This window comes from Aquirufa sp., assembly GCF_044342065.1.
Lineage (GTDB): Bacteria > Bacteroidota > Bacteroidia > Cytophagales > Spirosomataceae > Aquirufa.
The window spans coordinates 21,521-43,570 of sequence record NZ_JBIIQN010000014.1 but is presented as its reverse complement, the minus strand read 5'-3'; the positions used below and the strand labels follow the sequence as shown (position 1 = coordinate 43,570).

The window sequence follows — 22,050 nt, the reverse complement described above, 5'->3', positions numbered from 1 at the left end:
AAAAAGGATTTGCCAAAAAGCAAAGCCTTAGTCGTAAATAAATTCTCCGTTTGGACTTTTTATCGTTAATTGCTTCTTTGGCGAAGCCTCTACGCGACCCACAATTTGAGCCGGAATACCAAATGACTCCGAAATCTGAATGATTTCTTTTGCGAATTCAGGTGCCGCATAAATCTCCATCCGGTGACCCATGTTAAACACCTTATACATCTCTTGAAAACTCGTTCCACTCTCCTTTTGAATTAATTCAAACAGCGCTGGAATCGGAAATAAATTATCCTTAATCACATGGACGCCCTCCACAAAATGCATCACCTTCGTCTGCGCCCCACCTGAACAATGCACCATGCCGTGAATTTGCCCACGCAAGGCCGCTAAAACAGCTTTAATAACCGGCGCATACGTACGTGTAGGCGACAAAATCAGTTGGCCTACATTTAACGGAGTACCAGGAACCGCCTCCGTCAACAAGCGAGAGCCTGAATAAACTAATTCCGAAGGAACAGATGGGTCAAAACTCTCCGGATATTTACTAGTCAAATAATTCCCCAAAACATCATGGCGCGCCGAAGTCAATCCATTGCTGCCCATGCCACCATTATAGGTTTTCTCATAGGTCGCTTGGCCATCTGAAGCTAAGCCGATAATCACATCGCCCGCCTGAATATTGCCATTCGAAATCACATCCGAACGCTTCATCCGACCGATCACCGTACTATCCACAATAATTGTCCGTACCAAATCCCCTACGTCAGCCGTTTCGCCACCGGTACTATATATGCCTAAACCGTTTTCACGCAACATCTCCAACACCTCTTCGGTCCCATTAATAATCTCCGCAATCACTTCGCCTGGAATCAAATTCTTGTTGCGACCAATCGTACTCGAAAGCAACATTTGGTCCGTCGCACCCACACAAATCAAATCATCCGTATTCATGACCACCGCATCCTGTGCAATCCCTCTCCAAACAGAAATATCCCCCGTTTCCTTCCAATATAGATAGGCTAATGACGACTTCGTACCCGCTCCATCCGCATGCATGATGTTGCAGTAATCAGCATCTCCTCCTAAAATATCGGGCGAAATCTTGCAGAAAGCCTGCGGAAATAAGCCCTTATCTAGCTTGGCAATGGCCTTGTGAACATCTTCTTTAGAAGCCGAAACTCCCCGTTGCATGTAGCGATCGGTCGACATATTACGCTTTGGTTAATTGAGCAAATTCTTTGGCAAAATACGTCAGGATTACCTGAGCACCTGCCCTTTTAATCGATAATAAACTTTCCAACATCGCCTTTTCTCCATCCAACCAGCCATTTTGAGCCGCTGCTTTGATCATGGCATATTCCCCTGACACATTATACGCGGCAATCGGCAAATTCGAATTTTCGCGCAACAGCGCAATGATATCTAAATAGGCTAAAGCCGGCTTTACCATCAGAAAATCAGCCCCTTCTGCCTCATCTAATTCCAACTCTATCAAAGCCTCCCGACGATTCGCAGGGTTCATTTGGTAGGTTTTTTTATCACCAAATTTAGGTGCAGACTCCAATGCGTCTCGGAACGGTCCGTAAAAAGCAGAGGCATATTTCGCTGTATAAGCCATGATGCCCACCTGCGAGAATCCTGCCCCATCTAAGGCTTCGCGTAAATAGCCCACCCGGCCATCCATCATATCCGAAGGCCCTATCAAGCGTGAACCCGCTTGGGCCTGCGCAATCGCCATGTTGGCAAGTATCGGCAATGTCTCGTCATTCAAAATTTGACCGTCCTTCACAATCCCGTCGTGTCCGTCCGAACTATAGGGGTCCATGGCCACATCAGTTAATAAAGATATTTCTGGAAAACGACTTGAAACCGCCTGAATAGCCTCTAAATACAAGGAGCCTTTACGGTAGCTTTCTGAGGCCATCGAATCTTTTAAAGACTCGTCTACTTGGGGGAAAAGCGCAAAAGAACGAATACCCAAAGACACACATGCTTCGATTTCCTTCAACAATAAATCAACCGAGTAACGATGTATTCCCGGCATCGAAACGATAGGCGTTTTTACCCCGGTGCCCGATTGAACAAATAAAGGAAACAGCATATCCTTCACCGATAGGCGAGTCTCCTCAACCATATCACGAATGACTGTACTCTGACGATTTCTACGTGGCCTTTGTAACATATCGAATGATTTAAGCGACAAAGGTAGGAATTTATTGCGGCAGTTTAGAAAGGATATCGCTTAATTGTCGTTCAAGTAAATTCAATTTATCAGCTTGTTGGATAAATTCCGCACGTGTGACTAAACCATAACCGAATTTTATGGGGTCCTCTACCAAAGTCGTCGGTTCTGATTCAAAAAACTGAGGTAATTCGAACTGCAAAATTTCGGCTATTTGGACAAGCCGACTGATGGTTAACTCTGTTTTCCCGCGTTCGATTTTCGAATATGCCGAAAGTGTAATTCCCAACTTCATTGCCATATACTCTTGGCTGAAATCGTGAGAAACTCGAATTTTGCGAAGTCGCGAAGAGTAAAGGTTCATAATGGCAAGTTAACGAATCGTATATACACTAACGTTATGGCACCATCGACAAAATATTTCCAAATACGACATAAATTAGCCTTAAAAGGCGCGCGAGAAATTATTTAAATCTTCCTCATGAATGCAATGAAGTAATCCGTCTTGCGTAAAATCCAACCCAACATAGGCCAATAAATCCCGAATATCTCCTTCCAATGGTTCAGCCGATTCCACCCATTTTATCCAAAAATGAGCTAATGAGCCCTCAAATACCTCCTCCACCAAGGCATAAAAATCCTGTCGGGTATAGCCCTTTTTCAGTTGGCCATAACGCGACTGCATCAGCAACATCACCTCCCGAAGGGATTTGGTATGATTAAATTTCTTGCGAATCAACAAGTCTAATCCCAATGCAATTAGCGCCCCCTTAAAATAAATCGAAACCCGTTTCCCCGGCAAAGCAGCGCCATACCCGTCCAGCCACAAGTCGATAGAACTCTCCACCAAGGACTGCTTGGAGGATCCGTCGCGTTCAAAATGTAACTTCAAATTACCAAGTAACAAGCTCAAATATTCCGCTGTACGAACAACGCCTGACGCCCACAAAAACCAATCCCCCAAATACGTCGTAATCCCTTCAATAATCCAACCCGTATCAAAAATAACCGCCTTGGTATAATCATAAGGCAATAATGCCTTGGGTCGAATCGTCGCTACATTCCAAACGTGAAACAATTCATGCGACCCCAAGCCAATCAAATCTTCATAAGAATCGCGATCTTCAGGCCCCAAAACCATCATCGTCGACTTCGTGTGTTCCACCCCATGATAAAATGGTTTAGGGCAAATCCACAACATAAAACGGTACTCACGAACGGGAAACTCCCCCATATAGGCCAATTGATACTCCACAAACTTTTGGTATGCTTTAACCAGGCGATCCGAGAAATGATTCTTTGGTCCAAGACCTTGCAGGTAAAAAATAGCACCGCCTGATTTCCAACGATGTGAATGAATTTTAGGAGCCGCTAAGTACGGCGAATCTACCAGCTCGCGATACGATTTGGCGCGAAATTGATTTTCATAAGTCCTTAAAGAACAGGAGGTTTCGTACCCCCCTGCCGGGGTATTTCGATGTAATATTTCCACCACGCAGGGGCGATTTTCGCCCCTCTTTGGAAACAATAAACAATTCACAAAATTGATATAGACCATCGACTCGTCCACCCACGAACCGCCTGCATCCGGCTGTTCTGCATGGTAACAGTAACGAACAGTTATGGGCTTGATTTCATGAACCTCAAGCGTCCAAGAAGATAAATCTGACTTGATAACAGGCCCATGCGAACTCGAGACCATGGCAATGTTTTTGGCAAAATTTTGTACCTGATAACGCCCTGGCCTCCAAATAGGTAAATGCAATACCATCGCCCCTAAGCGCGAGGGAACAAATGTCAACTCAATATTCAACGCCCGGGGTGTAGGTCTAATGAAATAGCTTAACGTTCTCATGACATGACCTCCTGTAAAATCTGCAATGATTTCAATTCTCCGAACGATTCCATATGCAATCCATAATAATAAATCAGTGCTCGTAAAATAGCGGCGCGCTGAGCTCGGTTAATTCCAATCGCTTCCCCATAGTGCGAATCAAATAAGTTCTGAACAGCTTTAGGGTCCAACTCGCCCATCCCCGGAACGCCCGCCTCGCGCAATTGGTCCAAAAACTCCCCAACTTGGCCAGCATGAAAACCCAAAAACTCGCTCAATCGCCAAAGAAACTGCAAATGAAAATTTTCCATATGCCCAGAACCTTGATCCAACAACTGAAAAGACTCTTCTAAAAACTCAAATAAAATCGGGTTTGCCTCCTCTTCCTTCAATACCTTCCCCAGCACCTCCGTTAAAAACAATGCAATACTTGAAAAGGCAATATCAAAGGGAATTCTGCGATATGGGTAATAACACTTCGCCTCTGAAATACGGTGTAAGCCCTTACTCGGTTTGTGATAAACCTCTAAATCCAATAAAGTCAGCGGCTGAAAAAGGGCTATTTTATGTTTGGCTTTGGCTGAGCGAACCCCGTTCTCAACATAAGAACTTATGCCAAATTCTGCCGTGTAAATCGTTACCAGTAGCGAAGATTCTCGGTATTTCATGTAGTTGATAACGATGCCTTTCGTTTTATTCAACATGATCTAAACCTATTTCTTGCTGTAAACGAGCTAATATTTCTTCCGTAGTATCTTCGGAAGAAAAGCGAATAGGTTCCCGGAACTCTACCGTTAATGTGGTATTTCGCTTACGCCACAATAATCCTTTTTTATCAAATGCGCGCCTGAAACCATTAATCCGAACCGGAACGACAATGGGATTCTCTCCTTTAATCAAATGGGCTGTTCCTTTTCGTAAAGGGGCAAAAGGGCGTGTTGTTCCTTGTGGGAAACTGATAACCCATCCGAATTTCAAACCCTTGCCGATCTTCTCCACCGCAGCCAAATCTACATCCCGCTTCACATCTACTCCCTCTGCGCGCCAAGAGCGATTCACCAAAATTGCTCCTGCTTGGGCAAGAACACGAGGTAATAATCCATCATTTTTCATCGTTTCAGAGGCCGCAACATAAAACAAATTAGATCGTGGGGCCAATAAATACAAAGGATAATTCAGGGTATTTCGAAAGCCCCACTTGACGGAAAAAAAGATGTGATATAAACAAACCACATCCATAAAATAAGTCTGGTGATTCGGTAAAAACAATACCCCTTGATCAGGTAGGTTCTCCAAATATTCCGTCCCCGTTATCTTTGTTTTATTGTAAACCGTCAACCGATTATAAGAAATAAAGCCAAGGATCATCACGATAATCCGCTTGAATAAAATCGGATTACCAAAGGGGTCCCGCTCACCCAATCCGAGCGTATCCATAAACTGAAAAACCTTGGCCAACTTTGACTGACTCATATTAAAATCCTCCTTTTTTCGCTTTCGTTGGTGGTGTAGTTGATTTAGTAGGCGTAGCTTCTTTTTTTGTCGCTTTCTTAGTTGGCGCACTACCTTTATAAAAGGCCAAAAACCGCTTCAAGAATGCATCTTTCTCGTCTCCTGCCGCCTCCACAACCACCAATTTACCCTTTTTATCTGATTTAACCGCCTCCCGTATCGTTGCTAAAAACGCTGGGTCTGAAGAATAAACACCTAATTCGCCATTAAAAAAGGCAAAATAATACCATAAATCTTCAGAAAGCTCCCAATATCCATAAAACTCCTCCTTACTTGGCTTCTTAATTACTTCCAGGTAACCCTTAACCGTAATATTCAAATCTACCGGCCCTACATTCACCCATGGAATGCCTCCAACCGAATAAAATGAGGATGTATTGGGTGACCAATTCCATTTAATTCCAGAAAAATTGATCGAATTAGAAAATTCCGGCGCCAACTTATCCAAAGCCATGTGTACTTGATCCGCCTTTGTTCGCATAGGTTCCTGAATAGATTTACCCAATACCTGCTCCAATCTTTTCAAATAAGCATCCCTTCGTTCAGGATCGTCGGCTGGCTCACTTTGAATGCCTTCGTTTAATTGATATTTTACGATGCGATCTCCCATGACCTTTAGTAATTTAGCAGGAAATGGAAACTGCAAACTTAGCCACGTATCTAACCGAGGCAACAAGCTGTCCGTCGACATTGTTAAATTCCCAAAAGACCGAATAGATTGATTCCCCGTAAATAATTGAATAGGCCCTTCCGCCTCCACCCGATGTTTGTCGATAAACAACTTCATATCCGCTTGCTTGCCCTTCACCTCATAACGATCACTCGACTCAATCACATCCCCTTCTGCCTGGAATAAAATTGGGTCTAAATCATCAGATTGCGGACTTAAAAAAGTAGGATATAAGCGGTTTTGAGCATTAATGAAAATGCCTGCTGTGATAGGACGCCCGGCTTCATCTTGCAGATCTTTATTTAAAATTAAATGCGGTTCTTCTCCTTTGGCATTCTCAAAAGGAATCCATGCCGCTCGGAAATTAGGCAAACCTATTACCGGCCGGATAAATCCCTTAAAATTCAAATTCGGATTACGCGTATCAAGGGAGACTTCTCCCTTAAACTGTTGATGCTTACTAAAACGTAGCGGCACCTTCTCCGACAATAGACCATCAGCCGTCACATAATTTTTGCCTTCAAAATGAAAATTACGCAAAGCAATACTTACCGTATCTCCATCGCTGCGAGGAAATTGATAATTTGCCTCCCCCTTCCAGCCGGTCGAATTCCCCTCCACGATTTTTAAATCCTTTAACAGGTGTTTGCCGTTCAACAACGCTTTTGCCCCTGAAAATGGCTTAAATGCCCCATCTTTTTGAATACCCAAAACCCCCTTTTCTGGATATAACAAGGCTGAACCCACCTCAACTTCCTTCACACCACTCAATGCCAAATATTGTGCTTTCAAATCGTAAGACGCTGTCGTTGCTTTAATTGTAGAGCCGCTAATCCCTAGGCTATCGATGCTCTTGAGCTCGAAACCTTGTTTGCCAGCCAACAAAAACCGTTGATTTGTCAAATCCCACGTTGCTTCCGAAAGGCTACTTTGGTAAGCCACAAAGGGAAATGTGATTTGCGTTCCTAAGTCGCCCTTCATCGGTCGAATAAAAACTTTATGCGTTGTCATATTGGCCTCTAAAGCAACATGATCCATAAAAACTGAAGGCGAAAACAATTTCATTTGTTTTCCAATTTTTAAATTCGCTTCGTTGGCATACCAATTTTGCGCGTCAAATCGAAATCCTGAAGATTCCATTACCCCATCTTGTAAGGTCAAATTTCCTTTCCCGAAAACCTGTTTTTGATGCATACCAATGGAACCGGCCAATTGAACCTCCTTTCGATACAGCTGAATAGGCTTATTCGGGTTAATCCAAAGGCTGTCGGACAGTAAATCCCAAGAAAGACGATGTTCTGCCAACTGCACCGATGGAAAACCCTTTCCTTCCATGGTCGCGTCGACTCCATTTGCTATCAAGGAATCCGGATAAAAATGCGTTTCCTTTTGATTTGAAATTAAGCCCAGATAGGTAAGGGCTCCTGAAGCCGAAAGCCCTGATTTATTCATCAAAATAGGACTTTTTTGTTGGTAAGACGCTTTACTCCGATAAATGCTCAACGGCAATTTCTGATTATACGAAAACCCAAAGGTCTGGTCTGGCATTAAAACGAGTGACGATTTGAGCGTTGGGAAAAGACCATCAGAGAAAAAGCTTCCTTCAAAGGTTATTTCCTTTTGCGTCAGGGAGTCTAACTCAATTCTCGGCACTTGAAAAAAATGTTTCTTGTTATATACTCCTTGCGCACGCCATGGGTCATCAAAATAAGAAACTACCCCCTTGGGTATAATCAATTTTGGATAGGCACTAAGGCCTAAGCGACCTGATTTATTATTTGGCGGTGCCAATAAAATATGACCTGCCTCGTAACGAAAATGGCCCCCAAGTTCTCGGAAAGTTCCTTTGCGTACAAAGGTAATCGAATCTATCTGAGGCAGATTAATGGAATAATCTGTGAAATTAAATCGGAAACCTTGACCACGGAATCGGTAATTGCCAATTTTAATTTCGCCCATGAAGTCAAAATCCCTGCCTTGCCCGAATACAATTTGATTGTTGGCCGGGATAAAATTCGCCTTTAGCGAATCCGAAACCATGACCTCCTTGATTCCCCGAATCACCAGTTTTTGTTGGCCTAAATCCAACGAAATATTCGCTGAATCTTTCGCGAGCATCGCTCCAAAAGAAGGAACAAAAAACCGGTCAAAATCTTTTTGTGCAAATTTTACTTGGGCATAGTGGCGCCCTAGCCGAGTAAAGGAAACGTCACTCGTTTTGTCGTCGAAATTTAAATACCCTGCATGTTTAAACTGTTGAAATCCTCCCCTCAGCCATTGAGCATCCTTTTTGTTTGCCTCTGCGATATCAAATAAATTGGCTTGGCTTCGCTTAATCTTTGCTAAATGATTATACAAGATCCTGATCGGATCATAGGTCAAAATTCCCTGTTGGCTATCTAGTCGATCCGCGTCATAAAAATCAAAAGACTCTACCCAGGCAGGGTTTTGGCTCTTGCCAGACAATCGGAAAAAATCCATTTTCTGTGTATCCGCATGCAAAATCCCGATATCAGCCGATATAGAAACTTGATGAAAGCTATCTTCAAATAATACCTGTTCTTGGGTAGGCTTGATGTGCCAAGCGGATTCGCTCGGAATCCAACTTGCTGTCACAAATCCATGATAAAGGGAATCCTTTTTGCCTACGTAACCAATAAAAGAGCCCTCCTTAATTTGAATAGATTCGTTGGGCTGAAGCATGGCTTGTTGGGTCCATATTTCACCTAATTTCCGCTGGGTACCCCAAATTTCCAAACGCGCGGGTTGCGTTTTAGAACCTAGCAAGCCCCGCTGGTCTCCAATCACGTACAGACGACCATAACCTTTAAAATAATTTCCCACAAGTGGTTTAGTAAGAAAATCTTTAGATTTAAACTCAGCTCCAAAAGTCCGAGCGCCTGTCTTTTTCTTCAGAGGCATGCGCAATGCGCCTTCGATTTTTTGATCTCCATCCTGCCAGGTCATTTGTTCGCTCAGTAAATACCCCTTTCGCGGATTAATTTGAAAGCGCGGCATTGCCAATGTTCCTTGTTCAAGGTTTCCCTGTTCACCAGAAAATAAGCGATCATTAACGGAAAAAGCCAAGCGTTTAACCTGAATTTTAAGGCTATCTTGGTTGATAAACGACGTGCAGATTGCATCATCCCAAACCAAAGCGGGCCCAGGATTTACTACTTGATATTGAATCCAAGTTTCCCCTGCACTTTCCGATGATGGGCTATCCCAATTGTCCGACTGAACCGCCGTGCTATCGGTATCTTTCCAGCGTACCGATAAATTCCCTTGAACTCGAATGGAATAATTACCCGTTTGAATTAGCCTCTGATCAAATTGCCAATTGACAAGTTGCTCCAATAAGGCCGTTAAGGATTTAGGGTCTTTTTTATCTATGAGCACCTGGGTGATTTGAATCAAATCTGCCTGAAGTGATGGATCTGCTTGTAGAAAACAACGGGCCATTAAATACGCCGACTGGGGCGATTTAACTCCTGATTGGCGCATACGAAAAGCTAAATCAACAAAGGCCTTGCTCGGATTGTTCTTTGCTTCTTGGGCCCATTTAACAGCATCCTGGTATTTACTTTGTTGGATGCTGGAAAGAAATTCCAGAAACACCAATTCCGTTTTTTCAGCCTCTTGGGCATGCAGTATCCTAGGGCAAATCGCCAAGGCAATGCAAAGTATAGTAAAACGGACAATCCTCATAAGGAGTAAAAATACAAAAAGCCACCACGAATCGCACCAAGTCTTTCCGCATATTTATGTAATTTAACGGTCTAATCCACGCTTATGTCCAACGCACTTACACAATTTGCGCAAATTAAAGCCTTCGTTTTCGATATAGACGGTGTCATGACTGATGGCAGCGTTCATGTATTAGAAACAGGGGAACATTACCGAACTTTCCATATTCGAGATGGTTATGCAATCGAAAAGGCACGGGAAGCAGAATACAATTTATGTGTCATTACTGGCGGTGGCCATAAGGGCGTCAAAAAGAGGCTTGAAAATCTAAAGTTTCAAGATATTTATTTCGGATTGGGGGGGAAAGATAAGCTTGAAACATACTTGATTTGGTTAGAAAAAATAGGCCTGGATGAATCTCAAATTTTATATATGGGCGACGATGTTCCCGATCTAAAAATTCTATCGCGTCCAGCATTATTAAGCACCTGTCCAGCAGATGCCATTCCTGAAATTCAAATGGCCTGTAAATACGTTTCGCCTTTTGGTGGCGGGAAAGGTGCTGTGCGCGATGTGATTGAGAAAGTAATGAAATTGCAGGGACACTGGCCTGCTTAATGATACGATTATGGCATTAATTATTCCCATAAAAGGGGTGTCTCCGCAATTTGGTGAGGAGAATTGGCAAGCGGCAAACGCGAGCATCATAGGGGATGTGCAATTTGGCACACACTGTACCGTATGGTATAATGCGGTAGTTCGAGGAGATGTGAATCGAATTCGCATAGGCAATTATAGCAATATACAAGACGGTGCTGTAATCCATTGTACCTACCAAAAAACCGAAACGCATATAGGGAATTATGTGTCTATTGCCCATAATGCGATTATTCACGGCTGCACGATCGAAGATTATGTTCTTGTGGGCATGGGGGCTATCATCATGGATGGGGCTTTAATTGAAACGGGGTCCATCATTGCTGCTGGCGCTGTGGTTACCCAAAATACCCGCGTTCCTGCAGGCAGTATTTATGCTGGAAATCCGGCCAAATTTCTTAAACCCGTAAGCCCAGAAGCTGCCGAAATATTCATGCGGACAGCGATGAATTACTTGGATTATGCAGGGTGGCAAAAATAGACGTTAGACAAAGGACGTTGGTCGTTGGAAAGTATATATAGAGACGCGATACCTCGCGTCTTTTTAGTATTACAGGTGAGGGTCTATATAAAGCTCAATTTATCCGCAATCGCCCGATCATTCGCCAAACGTGGAACTTTATTTTGGCCCCCTAATTTGCCTTGTGATTTCATGTAATTTATAAATGCCTGGGCAGGGAGAATAGTCAATTTCAACGGCTGTAATACCTTGCCGATAATCAAATCCTTGTAATAGATGTTTTGAGCAATCATAGAGGCCTCTAGAGCAGCCTGGAATTTAGCGATATCATGCGGCGCTTGGGCAAATTCGACCAACCACTCATGATAGGGCAATTCACCCGCCTGCGGATTTACCTGTGGCGCAAGTGTAAATTCCACTAAAGAGGCTTCAGGGCAAGCATTTAAAGCTTCAGCCATGGCACGTTCAGCTTCCTCCGCAATAACATGCTCACCAAAAGCCGAAATAAAGTGCTTAATTCGGCCAGTGACAACTATTCTGAATGGGTTCAAAGAAACAAACTTAACCGTATCTCCTATTGAATAGGACCAAAGTCCCGCATTGGTTGTTAATAAAAGGGCATAATTAACGCCCAACTGGACCTCTGAAAGCATTAATCGCTTAGGCGTTGCCGTAAAATAGGTTTCAGTAGGCACAAATTCGAAGAAAATTCCACCGTCCACATTCAATAATAAACCCTCCTCACCTGTCGAATCTTGAAAGGCGATAAAGCCCTCAGAAGCCGGGTATGTCTCTACTACATCTACTTCGCGACCTATCGATTCCATGAGTTTATGGCGATATGGATCGAAATTCACGCCCCCCGTGACAAACAATTGAAAATCTGGAAAAAGTTCACCGATCTTTTGGCCCGACAAGGCTTCTAATCGGTCAAAATACATTTGAACCCAAGGTGGAATTCCAGAAATCAAACTCATCCGCTGGTTAATCGTCTCATGAACAATGGCCTCCAGCTTCTCTTCCCAATCCTCGATGCAGTTCGTAGCATAAGTGGGCAATTGATTGCCTCGTAAATACCCAGGCACATGATGATTAACTATACCTGACAGGCGCCCCGTAGGGATGCCATTTTTCTGCTCCAAAACAGGAGACCCTGACAAGAATATCAACTTTAGGTCGAGAAAAGTGGCGTTTCCTGAATGATAGACATAATGTAATAACGCATCCCGCGCACCCGTTATATGAAAAGGCATGGAATCCGTGGAAATAGGAATGTATTTTGCCCCTGATGTTGTTCCGGAAGTCTTGGCAAAATAAGCGGGTTTTCCAGGCCAGAGAATATTGGGAGAACCCAAAACCATTTCGTCAATGTAGTTTTTTAAATCCTCATATTCCGCAATGGGGACGCGGATTTTGTACTCAAGGTAATTGCGGATTTTATCAAATTCATATGCCTGGCCGAAGATGGTCTGCTCCGCCTTTTTAAGGTTATTCTTTAGCCAATCTTCCTGAATTTTTATCGCCTGACCGTGACTCTTTTGGTGTTTTTTAACCACCCGTCGCGCAAAAGGTTTAGCAAATAAGGATCGAATTCCCATGGTTAATTACTTAAATACCCCCTGTGGATCAGGCATTTTTTCAGCTAAACTGTGACCTAAATTTAAATCCAGTTGGGTAATATCAAGCTTCCGACATTCATGTAAGTATGCCCAAGCATTCTCGTATTTTTCTTGTAAAAATGCCACTTGCGCGCGCTTCATCCAAGCTGTTGCATAATTGGGTGTTTGAACCAACGCTTGCTGCAATAGCACATCTGTTTCATCCAAAGTACCACAATCCATCGATTTCAAGAAACAACTCAATTTAACAATCGCCAAATCCACACGAAGAATGCTTTGCGCACTATCCAATGCCAAACCTTTAGATAAAAACTCGATGGCTTTCGGGAAATCTTGTTTTTGAAAAGTAATTACACCAAGGCCCCAATATGAATCAACTGCCTGGCTATCAAGTGCTTGAACCAAATTAAACCGATAGGTTGCTGTATCTAAATATCCAGATGAAACAAACTCCCAAGCGCGTTCTGAGAAAAACTGAACCGCCTCCTTTCTCGAACCAAAACTGGCATCACAAGATTCTACAAATTGATTTAATTCCAATTGATCTTTAGCCGATAACGCTTTTTGGCCATATAGTGGCAAATATTTTGCCTCCTTTGGCAGGTCTGATTGTTGGGCAAGCGCAAGGCTGCTCACCAGGGTGAATAAGCTGAATACTAGTACTTTCATTGTTACAAATCTACCTTTTCTTTTTAGATGATGAAGCACCCGGACGAAATTTTGCATTTTTTCCTGGGCGATTATTCCGCTGTTGGGGTTTAGGAGCAGAAACCGCCCCTCCTTTCGGACCCGTTTTGGTCACCGCTTTTCTCTGAGGAACCTTTTTCCCGCTAGCCCGCGCCTTGATAATCCATTTTTTCTCATGGAACGCTCCTTGAAAATCGGGATCCTCGCGCTTCCGTTGGTCGTCCACCGCGCGCAGCATATCTTGTTGTTCCACAAATGGCGTCTCTTCGCGCCCTACTTGATCCGGAAGTTGCTGAATTTCAATAGTTTGTTGAATAATCTCTTCAATCTTGGCCCAATGATATTGTTCCGCCAAGGTGATAAATGTGATTGACTCGCCTACTTGATCTGCCCGGCCAGTCCGACCGATTCGGTGGACATAGTCCTCGTAGATTAGGGGAACATCAAAATTAATGACGTGAGAAACCTTGGGGATATCGATTCCGCGAGCGGCCACATCCGTGGTTACTAACACCCGAATAGAACCTTCGCGAAAGAGTTGCATGGCGTTAATTCGTGTGTTTTGGCCCTTGTTCGAATGGATAGCCCGAACTTGGTCCTCAGGGAGAACCTTGCGTATTAAAAACTTTTCTACTTGATTCGCCACATCCTTACTCCGACAAAATATCATGACGCGCTCAAAAGATTCCTGGCTTAAGAAATACGCCAAAGCATTAATTTTCGTACTTAAATTTGGCGCCTCAAAAACGTATTGGGTAACTTGGCTAGCTGGCGTGGCTTGACGGGTAATCTCGACTTTAATCGGAAATTCTAAAAATTCATGCGACAAGTTCTCTACTTTTTCGGGGAATGTCGCCGAAAACAAGCCATTTTGGCGTTTTTTATACGGTATTTTTTCGAGTATTTCACGAATCTGAGGCATGAAACCCATGTCCATCATTTTGTCGGCCTCATCCAATATAAGGATCTTTAAATCCTTTACTACAATTGCATCCTTGCGATATAATTCTAAAAACCGCCCCGGCGTAGAAACTAAAATATCAATACCACTTTCAAGTGATTGAATTTGTGTTTTTGGGCCTAGGCCTCCATACAAGGCTAGCATGCGCAAATCCGTTTCCTCGGCCAAGCCTACAATAACTTCGTGAATTTGCATGACTAACTCACGCGTAGGGGCTAAAATCAAGGCGCGGGGGTTCTTCCCTTGTGCATACTTACAGCGCATCAAAACAGGCAAGGCATAGGCGGCTGTTTTCCCCGTACCCGTCTGCGCAATCCCGAGCACATCGTGTCCTTGCAACATCAGCGGTATCGCTTTCTCCTGAATGGGACTTGGTGAAACATAGCCCAAAGCGTCACATGCACGACATAGTTGGGGATTCAAACCAAGTGAAGAAAAATCAGTCATATGATAAAGATTGATGAAGGAACAATATCCTTCTTGGAAATTCGTTCGCGAACGCCGCCGGCGCCCAAAGGAAGTTCCAGGACAAAGGTAGGCAAAATAAAATTGCCTACCTTTGAAACAAAAATTCTCTTAATCATGCGAATTTGGGGCATACGAATCTTCTTATGGGCCATCATCTCCTTTATGAGCGGAAGCTTTGCCTCGCTTTTCCTATGGGGGCTTGACCAAATTACAAATTATCGACAAGCCTATTTTCTCTTCGCGCTTCCACTAGTTGGTTTATTGCTAAACTGGACTAAAAAATTCGCCTTCTCACAGGGCAGTTCAAATGATTTAATTAAAAATCTTCAGGGCAAAGCTAGCAACATATCGTTTGGCCAAGTGCCATTCTCCTTATTGTCATCTTGGCTAAGTCATTTTGCTGGAGCGTCTGTAGGAAGGGAAGGGGTAGCCGTATTTATGGGCGGCACCATAGCCCAGTCAAGTACACAAAGATTCAATATCACCGAAGAAGAAAAATCTATTTGGCTACGCGCTGGAATGGGCGCAGGCTTTGCAGCGATTTTTGGTACACCTTGGGCGGGCTGCTTTTTCGGTCTTGAAATAAAGGAAGTAGGAAAAATTCATTTGCGCGCTCTTTTCGCATGTGTAACATCGGCTTTTGCCGCAAATCTGGTAAGTCTCCACGTGTACGGCACAAAACACGTTTTGTTTCCACCTATTTTCTTGCCCTCTATTTCGCCCTCATTTTGGGCCAAATTAATACTTATTGGCCTTTTTTTAGCCCTTATTGCTCGCCTGTATAAGCGCTTAGAATCGATTATTTATTTTATGGCTGATAAATTACCCGTACAAGCTTACCAAAAAGCGATTCTCACGGGCCTGCTTTTGGCTGCACTCTTCCAATTTTCTTTTTTCAAAGAAAGCATTGGGCTGGGATCAGAATTTTTGCTGAGACCATTTTCTGAAAATTTCCAAGGGGGTATTTTCGCCATCCAAAAATTAATTGCCACATGTCTTAGTCTTGGGTTTGGCTTCAAGGGGGGAGAAGCAACGCCCTTATTTTTGATAGGCTCTCACGCAACCGCTGGACTTGCGGACCTTTTACAATTACCGGGTCCGTTCTTGGCAGCAATCGGATTTACCAGTTTGTATATGGGATTAACAAAAACTCCCATAGCGGGCATGATGATGGGTGTCGAATTATTCGGTTCTGAAGCGTGGTTTTGTTTCCTTCTTGTCACCGTAATCGTATGCTATTTTGCTGGAAGCAAAGGAATATTTAAATCTCAAACTTGGGCCAACTACTTGCCTAAACTATCCTTTTAATATGTATCATTTCTTTTTCGACAACTACTTTTCTTATCAAGAATCGCGTATTAAAAAACGCAGGTTTGACGAATCTACCTGGCAAGAACTTATCGATAGATGGGCCGAATCACCTCATCTACAAATAAGGACCGTAGGCGAAACCTATGAGAAAAGACCCATTCACGAAGTTCGATTTGGAGAAGGTCCCATTCAGATTATCGCCTGGTCGCAAATGCATGGAGATGAAGCCACAGCTACAATGGCATTGTGTGATATATTCAACTTTATCAACTCGAATAACCCAGAATTCAACAAAATCAGGGAAATATTGCATCAGAATTTGAGTATTAGCATAATCCCCTATTTGAATGCAGATGGAGCTGCGCGGTGGACCCGCGAAACCGCATTAGGCATCGATATGAATCGGGACGCCTTACATCAATACAGCCAAGAAGCCAAGCTGCTGTCTGCGTGGGCAGATGAAATTCAACCTCAGTTTGCATTTAATTTACATGATCAAAATAGGCTGTATTCCGTTGGAAATTCTGCTCATCAAACGCATATCGCGTTCCTCGCTACCGCAGGTGATGAGACAGGAACCTGGACAGAATCTCGCTTAAGGGCCGGCAAATTGGCCAACAGGCTCACGCGTTTTATTGAAGAAATTATTCCAAATAAAGTGGCTAAATGGAGCGATGAATATAATGCACGCGCCTTTGGGGACACCTTTCAAAAAAGAGGATACGGATTGTTATTAGTTGAATCTGGGGGATCAGGCTGGGACTTAGAAAAACAATCCTTGCGCCAACTAACTGCAGCGATCTTATTAGATTCCTTTTATTGTATTGCCACGAATGAATATGTGAACGAAAATCTAGATGCTTATCAAGCATTAGCAACCAATGAGCGCCAGCTATTTGACATTAAATTAAAGCAGGCACCGCTAGAAGCCAGCGGACAAATACGCGCTGATATTGGCATCAACTTAAAAGAAACGGGATCCAATAAAACCGATATCACCTACAGCTGGACCATAGAAGAAATAGGGGATTTAACCTACATGCATGCATTAAATGAATTGGATGCCAGCAATTGGCATTATACACAACCCGTATTCTTAGGCGAAGAAATAAATGATTTAATCTACGAGAAAGCGGGAGAAACAATCTTTGATTTGCGTACTTTTACAGCCAAAATAAAATAATCTTATGACATCATTACCCGTAATCATTATAGGCGTTAATCCCTTCGCCCTGGAAGTGGCACACATATTTCAACAAAACAACGTCATTGTATATGGCTTTTTAGATGATGATGTAAAGAAAAAGGACACCATGATTGGTGAAATTCCTGTATTGGGAACAACAGAAGATGAAAATTATTGGGGATTAATAGGCAAAACGTGTGCGGTATTTGTGGCTTTAGAAAACCCTACAGAACGCAAAAAAATGATCGAATTAATTGAAGAAGATCGTAAAACAAAACCCGTACACGCCATACACCCAAGCGCACAGATAGCCCATGTAAAAAGCCTGGCATACGGAATTTTCATAGGAGCTAATGTCGTTGTGGGTGCTGAAGTAAAAATAGCAGACCATGTAATCATAGGTCCTGGATGTATCATAGAAACCGGTGTAAACATTGATGAATTAAGTCAAATTGGCGCCGGTTCGGTCATTGGGAAAGAAGCACAAATAGACAAAAATGCTTTCATTGGCATTCATTCCACCATCGTTGGTAGCATCAAAATAGGAAAAGGCGCAACCATAGGTGCTGGCTCCGTTGTAATAGAAAATATCCCCGCAAGTAAGCGTGCGTTCGGAAACCCTGCCAAAATACTATAGTTTTTGGATATTGTGTGGCTCTACAAGATTCATGAAATGGAATCGCAAATACAGCTGGGCCACGACAATCACATCCTCCCGGCAATAAGCTTCAATGCGGGCTAAATTACCCTCCTTATAATACACCCGGTGTACCTGATTGCCAGATAAATCTGATTTCACTCCCTCAATTCCCATCATTTCTGCCAACAACTCTAAAGAAGTATAGTTTTTTCGATCCCCAAATCGCCACATCTCCATGGTGTCTTGATGGATGATTTCCCATGGTTTTTTACCCTGAACTTGTAGTGATTTGGGGATTTCAAGGTTATTTGCCAACATTCTTCTGCACAAATACGGGAAATCAAACTCCTTACCATTGTGTGCTACGAGTGTTAACTCTTTTGATTTATACGTCTTATTTATAAAAGCGGCGAACTCATTTAGAAGCTCTTTCTCGTCATGGTGTGCAATGGTCTTCACCTTTAAGCTTAGCTCTTGATCCGAGTTTACATACAAAAACCCCATGCCAATTACAATTACGCGCCCAAACTCTGCGAACAATGCAGCTCGGTCGGCATACAAATCTTCTAGGCTCAAATTGTCTGTGTTGTATAAATTCTTCGCCTTTTTTAGCCAGAACTCTTGCATCCGTTCTGAAATCTGGGAAAAATCCGCTTTTCCCGATACGGTTTCAATGTCAAGAAATAGCGTATTTTTAAAATTCATTTTTTATGGGGGTTGGTAATGTTTCACGTGAAACATGTTCAGGGATAAACAAGAAAAGCTCTTGAAGATTCTGCAGGACGCGCTCCTTGACTTCGTTGATATTGACGGATACCCCAAGCTCTTTATGCAAGGATGTTACGCCCTTTGTAGCTATGCCACAAGGGACTATGTGTGCAAAATACGAAAGGTCGGTGTTAATATTGAAGGCGAAACCGTGCATACTAATCCAGCGAGAAGCCTTTACGCCGAACGCGCAGATCTTGCGAGGGTCTTGGGATTCGTGATCAATCCATACACCCGTTAGCCCCTCGATTCTGCCTGCCACGAGCCCATATGTTGCACAGGTCCGAATGATTGCCTCTTCAAGCGTTCGGAGGTATAAGTGTATGTCCGTGAAGAAATTTTCTAAATCAAGAATTGGGTAACCTACTAGTTGGCCAGGGCCATGGTACGTAATATCTCCCCCGCGATTAATCTTGAAAAAGCTTGCGCCAATGGTGTGCAAAAACGACTCTTGCATCAGTAGGTGCGATTCATCGCCGCTTTTTCCTAAAGTATAAACATGCGGGTGTTCACAGAAAAGCAAAAAGTTGGGCGTGGGGCGGGCTTCTGTGTGGTTTCTGTTCGCCAGTTTGATATGCACCGTGTGTGCCATTAGGGCTTCTTGAAGATCCCACGTTTCTTTGTATGGGACTAGTCCTAAATCAACAAACTGAATATTTTTATTGGGCATACCGATTATCAAATAGCTGTTATGCTTCCGCTGTAGAAAATGATTCTTTTGGGAAAACAAATATACAAGAATGGCCAAACATTTAAGACTGGGGAAACGAGCAGAATGTCTGGCTTCTGATTATCTGCTAAGTAGGGGCTATTACATTCGAGACAAAAACTATCGAAGCGGACAATCAGAAGTTGACATTATTGCCCAAAAACACCAAACCCTTTGTTTCATAGAAATTAAATCAAAGCACTCATTGCAATTTGGCGAGCCAGAAAATCAGATTGGAATACGTAAAATAAAACTATATCACCAGGCCGCAGATAGCTTCCAACAAGAGGAAAAGTGGCATGGAGAAATCCAATTTGACTCTATTTCGATTACTTTTTTTCCACAAGCTGTTAAAATTGAGCATTTCGAGGATGCTTTTTCGTAAATTCGCGGTTTATTAAACGAATATGATCAGTTTCCATACAGAAGATGTTTCTTTTACCCTGCAAGACAAGATCAAGCATAAGCAATGGCTGCAAGCGGTTGCCAAAGAAGAGCTTAAGAAAGTAGGCGCGTTAAATTATGTCTTTTGCTCCGACAGCTACTTGCTGGAAATTAATCAAAGCTATTTGCATCACGACACCTTTACGGATATCGTGACTTTTGACAACTCGGACGAACCGAACGTTATTGAGGGAGATATTTTTATCTCATACGATCGTATCCTAGAAAATGCGGCAAAATTCGGCACAGAAAGCAGTGAATTACAGCGCGTAATGGTTCATGGGCTGTTGCATTTGTGTGGGTATAAAGACAAGGGGAAGGCCGACAAAGCGTTAATGACAAGCAAGGAAAATTATTATTTAGCAAAAAGATAATACGTGTTCCACGTGAAACATAAATAAAGATGATGCAGAATTCATATGATGTAATCGTAGTAGGAGCAGGGCATGCGGGCTGTGAGGCGGCGCATGCGGCAGCGCAAATGGGCTCGAAGGTATTGCTGATTACAATGAACATGCAAACAATTGCACAGATGTCCTGCAATCCGGCGATGGGGGGTGTGGCTAAAGGTCAAATTGTGCGTGAGATAGATGCGCTTGGGGGCATGTCGGGAATAATTTCCGACAAAACCATGATCCAGTTTCGAATGCTTAATCGTTCGAAAGGCCCCGCTATGTGGTCACCAAGATGCCAGTCAGACAGGGCGCGCTTTGCGGAAGAATGGCGCTGGGCATTGGAGCAAAATCCGAACGTTGATTTCTGGCAAGATTCTGTGGAAGGATTGGTTTTAGAAAAAGATGTCGTGAAAGGGGTGAAGACGCGATTAGGCATGGACTATTTTGCTCCAACGGTCGTGTTAACCAATGGAACATTTTTAAATGGATTAATACACATTGGTGAAAAGCAATTTGGTGGAGGAAGAATGGCAGAACCAATGGCCGGAGGGATTACAGAACAATTGGTGCAATTGGGCTTTGAATCCGGCCGAATGAAAACGGGAACGCCACCCCGCGTAGATGGAAGGAGTTTGGATTACTCCAAAATGGAAGAACAAAAAGGAGATGAGGATGCGAGTTCGTTTTCGTATTTAACTAAGACCCATATTCAAGAACAACGCTCATGCTGGATTACCCACACCAATGAAAAAGTGCATGAGGTGTTACGCAAAGGTTTCGATCGCAGTCCCATGTTTGCGGGAAGGATCAAAGGTTTGGGTCCGCGTTATTGTCCATCTGTAGAGGATAAAATAAATAGGTTTGCCGACAAAGATTCACATCAAATTTTCGTGGAGCCTGAAGGTTGGAATACCGTCGAAATATATGTCAACGGTTTTTCTACATCACTCCCCGAGGACATACAATTCGAAGCCATCCGCTTAATACCGGGATTCGAGAACGCCAAGATGTTCAGACCGGGCTATGCCATTGAATACGATTATTTTCCGCCAACACAACTGAATGCCACATTAGAAACCAAACGTGTGTCAGGTTTATTCTTTGCGGGTCAAATAAACGGAACAACGGGCTACGAAGAAGCGGCATGTCAAGGATTAATGGCCGGCATTAACGCACACCAAAAAGCACATCAGTTAGCGCCATTTACCTTGTCAAGATCTGAAGCCTATATTGGGGTCTTAATTGATGACCTAATTAATAAAGGCACCGACGAGCCTTACCGCATGTTTACCAGTAGAGCAGAGTTTAGAACCTTATTAAGACAAGACAATGCCGATGAACGATTAACCGAGAAGGGCTATGCGTTAGGCTTGGCGACACAAGTTAGGCTAGAAACCTACCTAGAAAAAAAAGAGCAGGTTACTGCATTAATCGAGGTTATTCAAACTACAAAGGTAAAGCCGATAGAAATTAACGATTGGTTACAAAGCCAAGGCACCGCGACGTTAAAAGAAGGGGCGCCATTGATTAATTTATTAAAGCGCTCCGACTTAAGTTTTGAACAAATTTTACAACACGAAATAGGGCACGCGATTAAAGAAACTTTTTCAAAAGAAGTAATTGAACAAGTGGAAATAATTGTGAAGTATGAAAGCTATATAGAGAAGGAGCGATTAATGGTGAACAAGATGAAAAGCATGGAAGACTTGGCAATACCCCCGAACTTCGACTTTGATAAAATTAAAACCCTATCAACCGAATCGCGAATAAAACTAAAATCTATTCGCCCGCAAACCATCGGACAGGCAAGTCGGATCTCAGGAGTTTCGGCAGCCGATGTCTCCATTTTATTATTATTTATGGGTCGCTAAT

At 43.1% G+C, this 22,050-nt stretch carries 20 protein-coding genes; 8 read left to right on the top strand and 12 right to left on the bottom strand.

Translation table 11 applies throughout. The annotated features are described in order from the left end of the window. Positions 1 to 27: 27 nt before the first annotated feature. The 7 genes from ACIQZ2_RS06895 to ACIQZ2_RS06865 form a co-directional block, all read right to left on the bottom strand. Positions 28 to 1,197, bottom strand: a complete 1,170-nt coding sequence (locus ACIQZ2_RS06895) for an AIR synthase related protein (RefSeq protein WP_395768118.1) — start codon at positions 1,195 to 1,197, stop codon at positions 28 to 30. A 1-nt stretch (position 1,198) separates the two neighbouring features. Continuing rightward, positions 1,199 to 2,170, bottom strand: coding sequence for a porphobilinogen synthase (gene hemB / locus ACIQZ2_RS06890; protein WP_395768117.1), 972 nt, complete (start codon positions 2,168 to 2,170; stop codon positions 1,199 to 1,201). Between the two features lie 31 nt (positions 2,171 to 2,201). Further along, positions 2,202 to 2,534 (bottom strand): helix-turn-helix domain-containing protein, encoded by a 333-nt coding sequence (locus ACIQZ2_RS06885; RefSeq protein ID WP_395768116.1) that lies wholly within the window; start codon positions 2,532 to 2,534, stop codon positions 2,202 to 2,204. A gap of 81 nt (positions 2,535 to 2,615) precedes the next feature. Beyond that, positions 2,616 to 4,025, bottom strand: coding sequence for a M61 family peptidase (locus ACIQZ2_RS06880; RefSeq protein WP_395768115.1), 1,410 nt, complete (start codon positions 4,023 to 4,025; stop codon positions 2,616 to 2,618). Beyond that, a complete protein-coding gene (gene recO / locus ACIQZ2_RS06875) occupies positions 4,022 to 4,708 on the bottom strand; it encodes a DNA repair protein RecO (RefSeq protein WP_395768114.1) in 687 nt (228 codons plus the stop codon). The genes ACIQZ2_RS06880 and recO overlap by 4 nt, the downstream gene beginning before the upstream one ends. Next, positions 4,698 to 5,477 carry a lysophospholipid acyltransferase family protein gene (locus ACIQZ2_RS06870; RefSeq protein ID WP_395768113.1) on the bottom strand — a complete coding sequence of 260 codons (780 nt, stop codon included), beginning with the start codon at positions 5,475 to 5,477 and terminating at the stop codon, positions 4,698 to 4,700. Before ACIQZ2_RS06870 ends, recO begins: the two co-directional genes overlap by 11 nt. Position 5,478: 1 nt before the next feature. Then, entirely contained in the window at positions 5,479 to 9,894 is a 4,416-nt protein-coding gene (locus ACIQZ2_RS06865) for a hypothetical protein (RefSeq protein WP_395768112.1), read from the bottom strand. Positions 9,895 to 9,978: 84 nt separating this feature from the next. Between ACIQZ2_RS06865 and ACIQZ2_RS06860 the strand changes: the two genes are divergently transcribed. Beyond that, positions 9,979 to 10,491, top strand: coding sequence for a KdsC family phosphatase (locus ACIQZ2_RS06860; RefSeq protein WP_395768111.1), 513 nt, complete (start codon positions 9,979 to 9,981; stop codon positions 10,489 to 10,491). 10 nt (positions 10,492 to 10,501) lie between these two features. Then, positions 10,502 to 11,011: a gamma carbonic anhydrase family protein gene (locus ACIQZ2_RS06855; protein WP_395768110.1), complete on the top strand. Its 510-nt coding sequence runs from the start codon at positions 10,502 to 10,504 to the stop codon at positions 11,009 to 11,011. A gap of 83 nt (positions 11,012 to 11,094) precedes the next feature. Here ACIQZ2_RS06855 and ACIQZ2_RS06850 read toward each other — a convergent pair whose 3' ends face one another. From ACIQZ2_RS06850 to ACIQZ2_RS06840, 3 genes are read right to left on the bottom strand one after another with little or no spacing between them, the layout of a single operon-like run. Next, positions 11,095 to 12,588, bottom strand: a complete 1,494-nt coding sequence (locus ACIQZ2_RS06850) for a GH3 auxin-responsive promoter family protein (protein WP_395768109.1) — start codon at positions 12,586 to 12,588, stop codon at positions 11,095 to 11,097. A 6-nt stretch (positions 12,589 to 12,594) separates the two neighbouring features. Next, the gene (locus ACIQZ2_RS06845) at positions 12,595 to 13,278 is read right to left on the bottom strand and encodes a tetratricopeptide repeat protein (protein WP_395768108.1); all 684 of its coding nucleotides are present in this window, start codon (positions 13,276 to 13,278) and stop codon (positions 12,595 to 12,597) included. Positions 13,279 to 13,288: 10 nt separating this feature from the next. Next, complete coding sequence (locus ACIQZ2_RS06840; RefSeq protein ID WP_395768107.1) at positions 13,289 to 14,704, bottom strand: DEAD/DEAH box helicase; 1,416 nt, start codon at positions 14,702 to 14,704, stop codon at positions 13,289 to 13,291. On the opposite strand from ACIQZ2_RS06840, the gene ACIQZ2_RS06835 reads away from it, so the two are divergent. The 3 genes from ACIQZ2_RS06835 to ACIQZ2_RS06825 are packed head-to-tail and all read left to right on the top strand — an operon-like array spanning position 14,705 to position 17,859. Then, positions 14,705 to 16,033 (top strand): chloride channel protein, encoded by a 1,329-nt coding sequence (locus ACIQZ2_RS06835; RefSeq protein ID WP_395768106.1) that lies wholly within the window; start codon positions 14,705 to 14,707, stop codon positions 16,031 to 16,033. It abuts the gene before it with no gap. A gap of 1 nt (position 16,034) precedes the next feature. After that, positions 16,035 to 17,219, top strand: coding sequence for a M14 family zinc carboxypeptidase (locus ACIQZ2_RS06830; protein WP_395768105.1), 1,185 nt, complete (start codon positions 16,035 to 16,037; stop codon positions 17,217 to 17,219). A gap of 4 nt (positions 17,220 to 17,223) precedes the next feature. Then, positions 17,224 to 17,859, top strand: coding sequence for a DapH/DapD/GlmU-related protein (locus ACIQZ2_RS06825; protein ID WP_395768104.1), 636 nt, complete (start codon positions 17,224 to 17,226; stop codon positions 17,857 to 17,859). Here ACIQZ2_RS06825 and ACIQZ2_RS06820 read toward each other — a convergent pair. Both ACIQZ2_RS06820 and lipB read right to left on the bottom strand, forming a co-directional pair. Beyond that, complete coding sequence (locus ACIQZ2_RS06820) at positions 17,854 to 18,567, bottom strand: 3'-5' exonuclease (RefSeq protein ID WP_395768103.1); 714 nt, start codon at positions 18,565 to 18,567, stop codon at positions 17,854 to 17,856. The genes ACIQZ2_RS06825 and ACIQZ2_RS06820 overlap by 6 nt on opposite strands. After that, on the bottom strand, positions 18,557 to 19,300 hold the full coding sequence (gene lipB, locus ACIQZ2_RS06815) for a lipoyl(octanoyl) transferase LipB (protein ID WP_395768102.1): 744 nt from the start codon (positions 19,298 to 19,300) through the stop codon (positions 18,557 to 18,559). The genes ACIQZ2_RS06820 and lipB overlap by 11 nt, the downstream gene beginning before the upstream one ends. A 70-nt stretch (positions 19,301 to 19,370) precedes the next feature. Here lipB and ACIQZ2_RS06810 point away from each other — a divergent pair, with 70 nt between their 5' ends. From ACIQZ2_RS06810 to mnmG, 3 genes are read left to right on the top strand one after another with little or no spacing between them, the layout of a single operon-like run. Next, entirely contained in the window at positions 19,371 to 19,724 is a 354-nt protein-coding gene (locus ACIQZ2_RS06810; protein ID WP_395768101.1) for a YraN family protein, read from the top strand. 22 nt (positions 19,725 to 19,746) lie between these two features. Beyond that, positions 19,747 to 20,157 (top strand): rRNA maturation RNase YbeY, encoded by a 411-nt coding sequence (ybeY, locus tag ACIQZ2_RS06805; protein ID WP_395768100.1) that lies wholly within the window; start codon positions 19,747 to 19,749, stop codon positions 20,155 to 20,157. Between the two features lie 32 nt (positions 20,158 to 20,189). Further along, entirely contained in the window at positions 20,190 to 22,049 is a 1,860-nt protein-coding gene (gene mnmG / locus ACIQZ2_RS06800) for a tRNA uridine-5-carboxymethylaminomethyl(34) synthesis enzyme MnmG (RefSeq protein WP_395768131.1), read from the top strand. The last annotated feature ends 1 nt before the right edge of the window (position 22,050 follow it).

What these genes read in the sequence shown, in the direction of transcription:
- ACIQZ2_RS06820 (WP_395768103.1), bottom strand. Translation starts at nt 18,567, where the DNA reads ATGAATTTTAAAAATACGCTATTTCTTGACATTGAAACCGTATCGGGA.
- ACIQZ2_RS06870 (WP_395768113.1), bottom strand. Translation starts at nt 5,477, where the DNA reads ATGAGTCAGTCAAAGTTGGCCAAGGTTTTTCAGTTTATGGATACGCTC.
- ACIQZ2_RS06810 (WP_395768101.1), top strand. Translation starts at nt 19,371, where the DNA reads ATGGCCAAACATTTAAGACTGGGGAAACGAGCAGAATGTCTGGCTTCT.
- hemB (WP_395768117.1), bottom strand. Translation starts at nt 2,170, where the DNA reads ATGTTACAAAGGCCACGTAGAAATCGTCAGAGTACAGTCATTCGTGAT.
- recO (WP_395768114.1), bottom strand. Translation starts at nt 4,708, where the DNA reads ATGTTGAATAAAACGAAAGGCATCGTTATCAACTACATGAAATACCGA.
- ACIQZ2_RS06865 (WP_395768112.1), bottom strand. Translation starts at nt 9,894, where the DNA reads ATGAGGATTGTCCGTTTTACTATACTTTGCATTGCCTTGGCGATTTGC.
- ACIQZ2_RS06825 (WP_395768104.1), top strand. Translation starts at nt 17,224, where the DNA reads ATGACATCATTACCCGTAATCATTATAGGCGTTAATCCCTTCGCCCTG.
- ACIQZ2_RS06855 (WP_395768110.1), top strand. Translation starts at nt 10,502, where the DNA reads ATGGCATTAATTATTCCCATAAAAGGGGTGTCTCCGCAATTTGGTGAG.
- ACIQZ2_RS06885 (WP_395768116.1), bottom strand. Translation starts at nt 2,534, where the DNA reads ATGAACCTTTACTCTTCGCGACTTCGCAAAATTCGAGTTTCTCACGAT.
- ACIQZ2_RS06830 (WP_395768105.1), top strand. Translation starts at nt 16,035, where the DNA reads ATGTATCATTTCTTTTTCGACAACTACTTTTCTTATCAAGAATCGCGT.
- ACIQZ2_RS06895 (WP_395768118.1), bottom strand. Translation starts at nt 1,197, where the DNA reads ATGTCGACCGATCGCTACATGCAACGGGGAGTTTCGGCTTCTAAAGAA.
- mnmG (WP_395768131.1), top strand. Translation starts at nt 20,190, where the DNA reads ATGCAGAATTCATATGATGTAATCGTAGTAGGAGCAGGGCATGCGGGC.
- ACIQZ2_RS06850 (WP_395768109.1), bottom strand. Translation starts at nt 12,588, where the DNA reads ATGGGAATTCGATCCTTATTTGCTAAACCTTTTGCGCGACGGGTGGTT.
- lipB (WP_395768102.1), bottom strand. Translation starts at nt 19,300, where the DNA reads ATGCCCAATAAAAATATTCAGTTTGTTGATTTAGGACTAGTCCCATAC.
- ACIQZ2_RS06880 (WP_395768115.1), bottom strand. Translation starts at nt 4,025, where the DNA reads ATGAGAACGTTAAGCTATTTCATTAGACCTACACCCCGGGCGTTGAAT.
- ACIQZ2_RS06845 (WP_395768108.1), bottom strand. Translation starts at nt 13,278, where the DNA reads ATGAAAGTACTAGTATTCAGCTTATTCACCCTGGTGAGCAGCCTTGCG.
- ACIQZ2_RS06835 (WP_395768106.1), top strand. Translation starts at nt 14,705, where the DNA reads ATGATAAAGATTGATGAAGGAACAATATCCTTCTTGGAAATTCGTTCG.
- ACIQZ2_RS06840 (WP_395768107.1), bottom strand. Translation starts at nt 14,704, where the DNA reads ATGACTGATTTTTCTTCACTTGGTTTGAATCCCCAACTATGTCGTGCA.
- ybeY (WP_395768100.1), top strand. Translation starts at nt 19,747, where the DNA reads ATGATCAGTTTCCATACAGAAGATGTTTCTTTTACCCTGCAAGACAAG.
- ACIQZ2_RS06860 (WP_395768111.1), top strand. Translation starts at nt 9,979, where the DNA reads ATGTCCAACGCACTTACACAATTTGCGCAAATTAAAGCCTTCGTTTTC.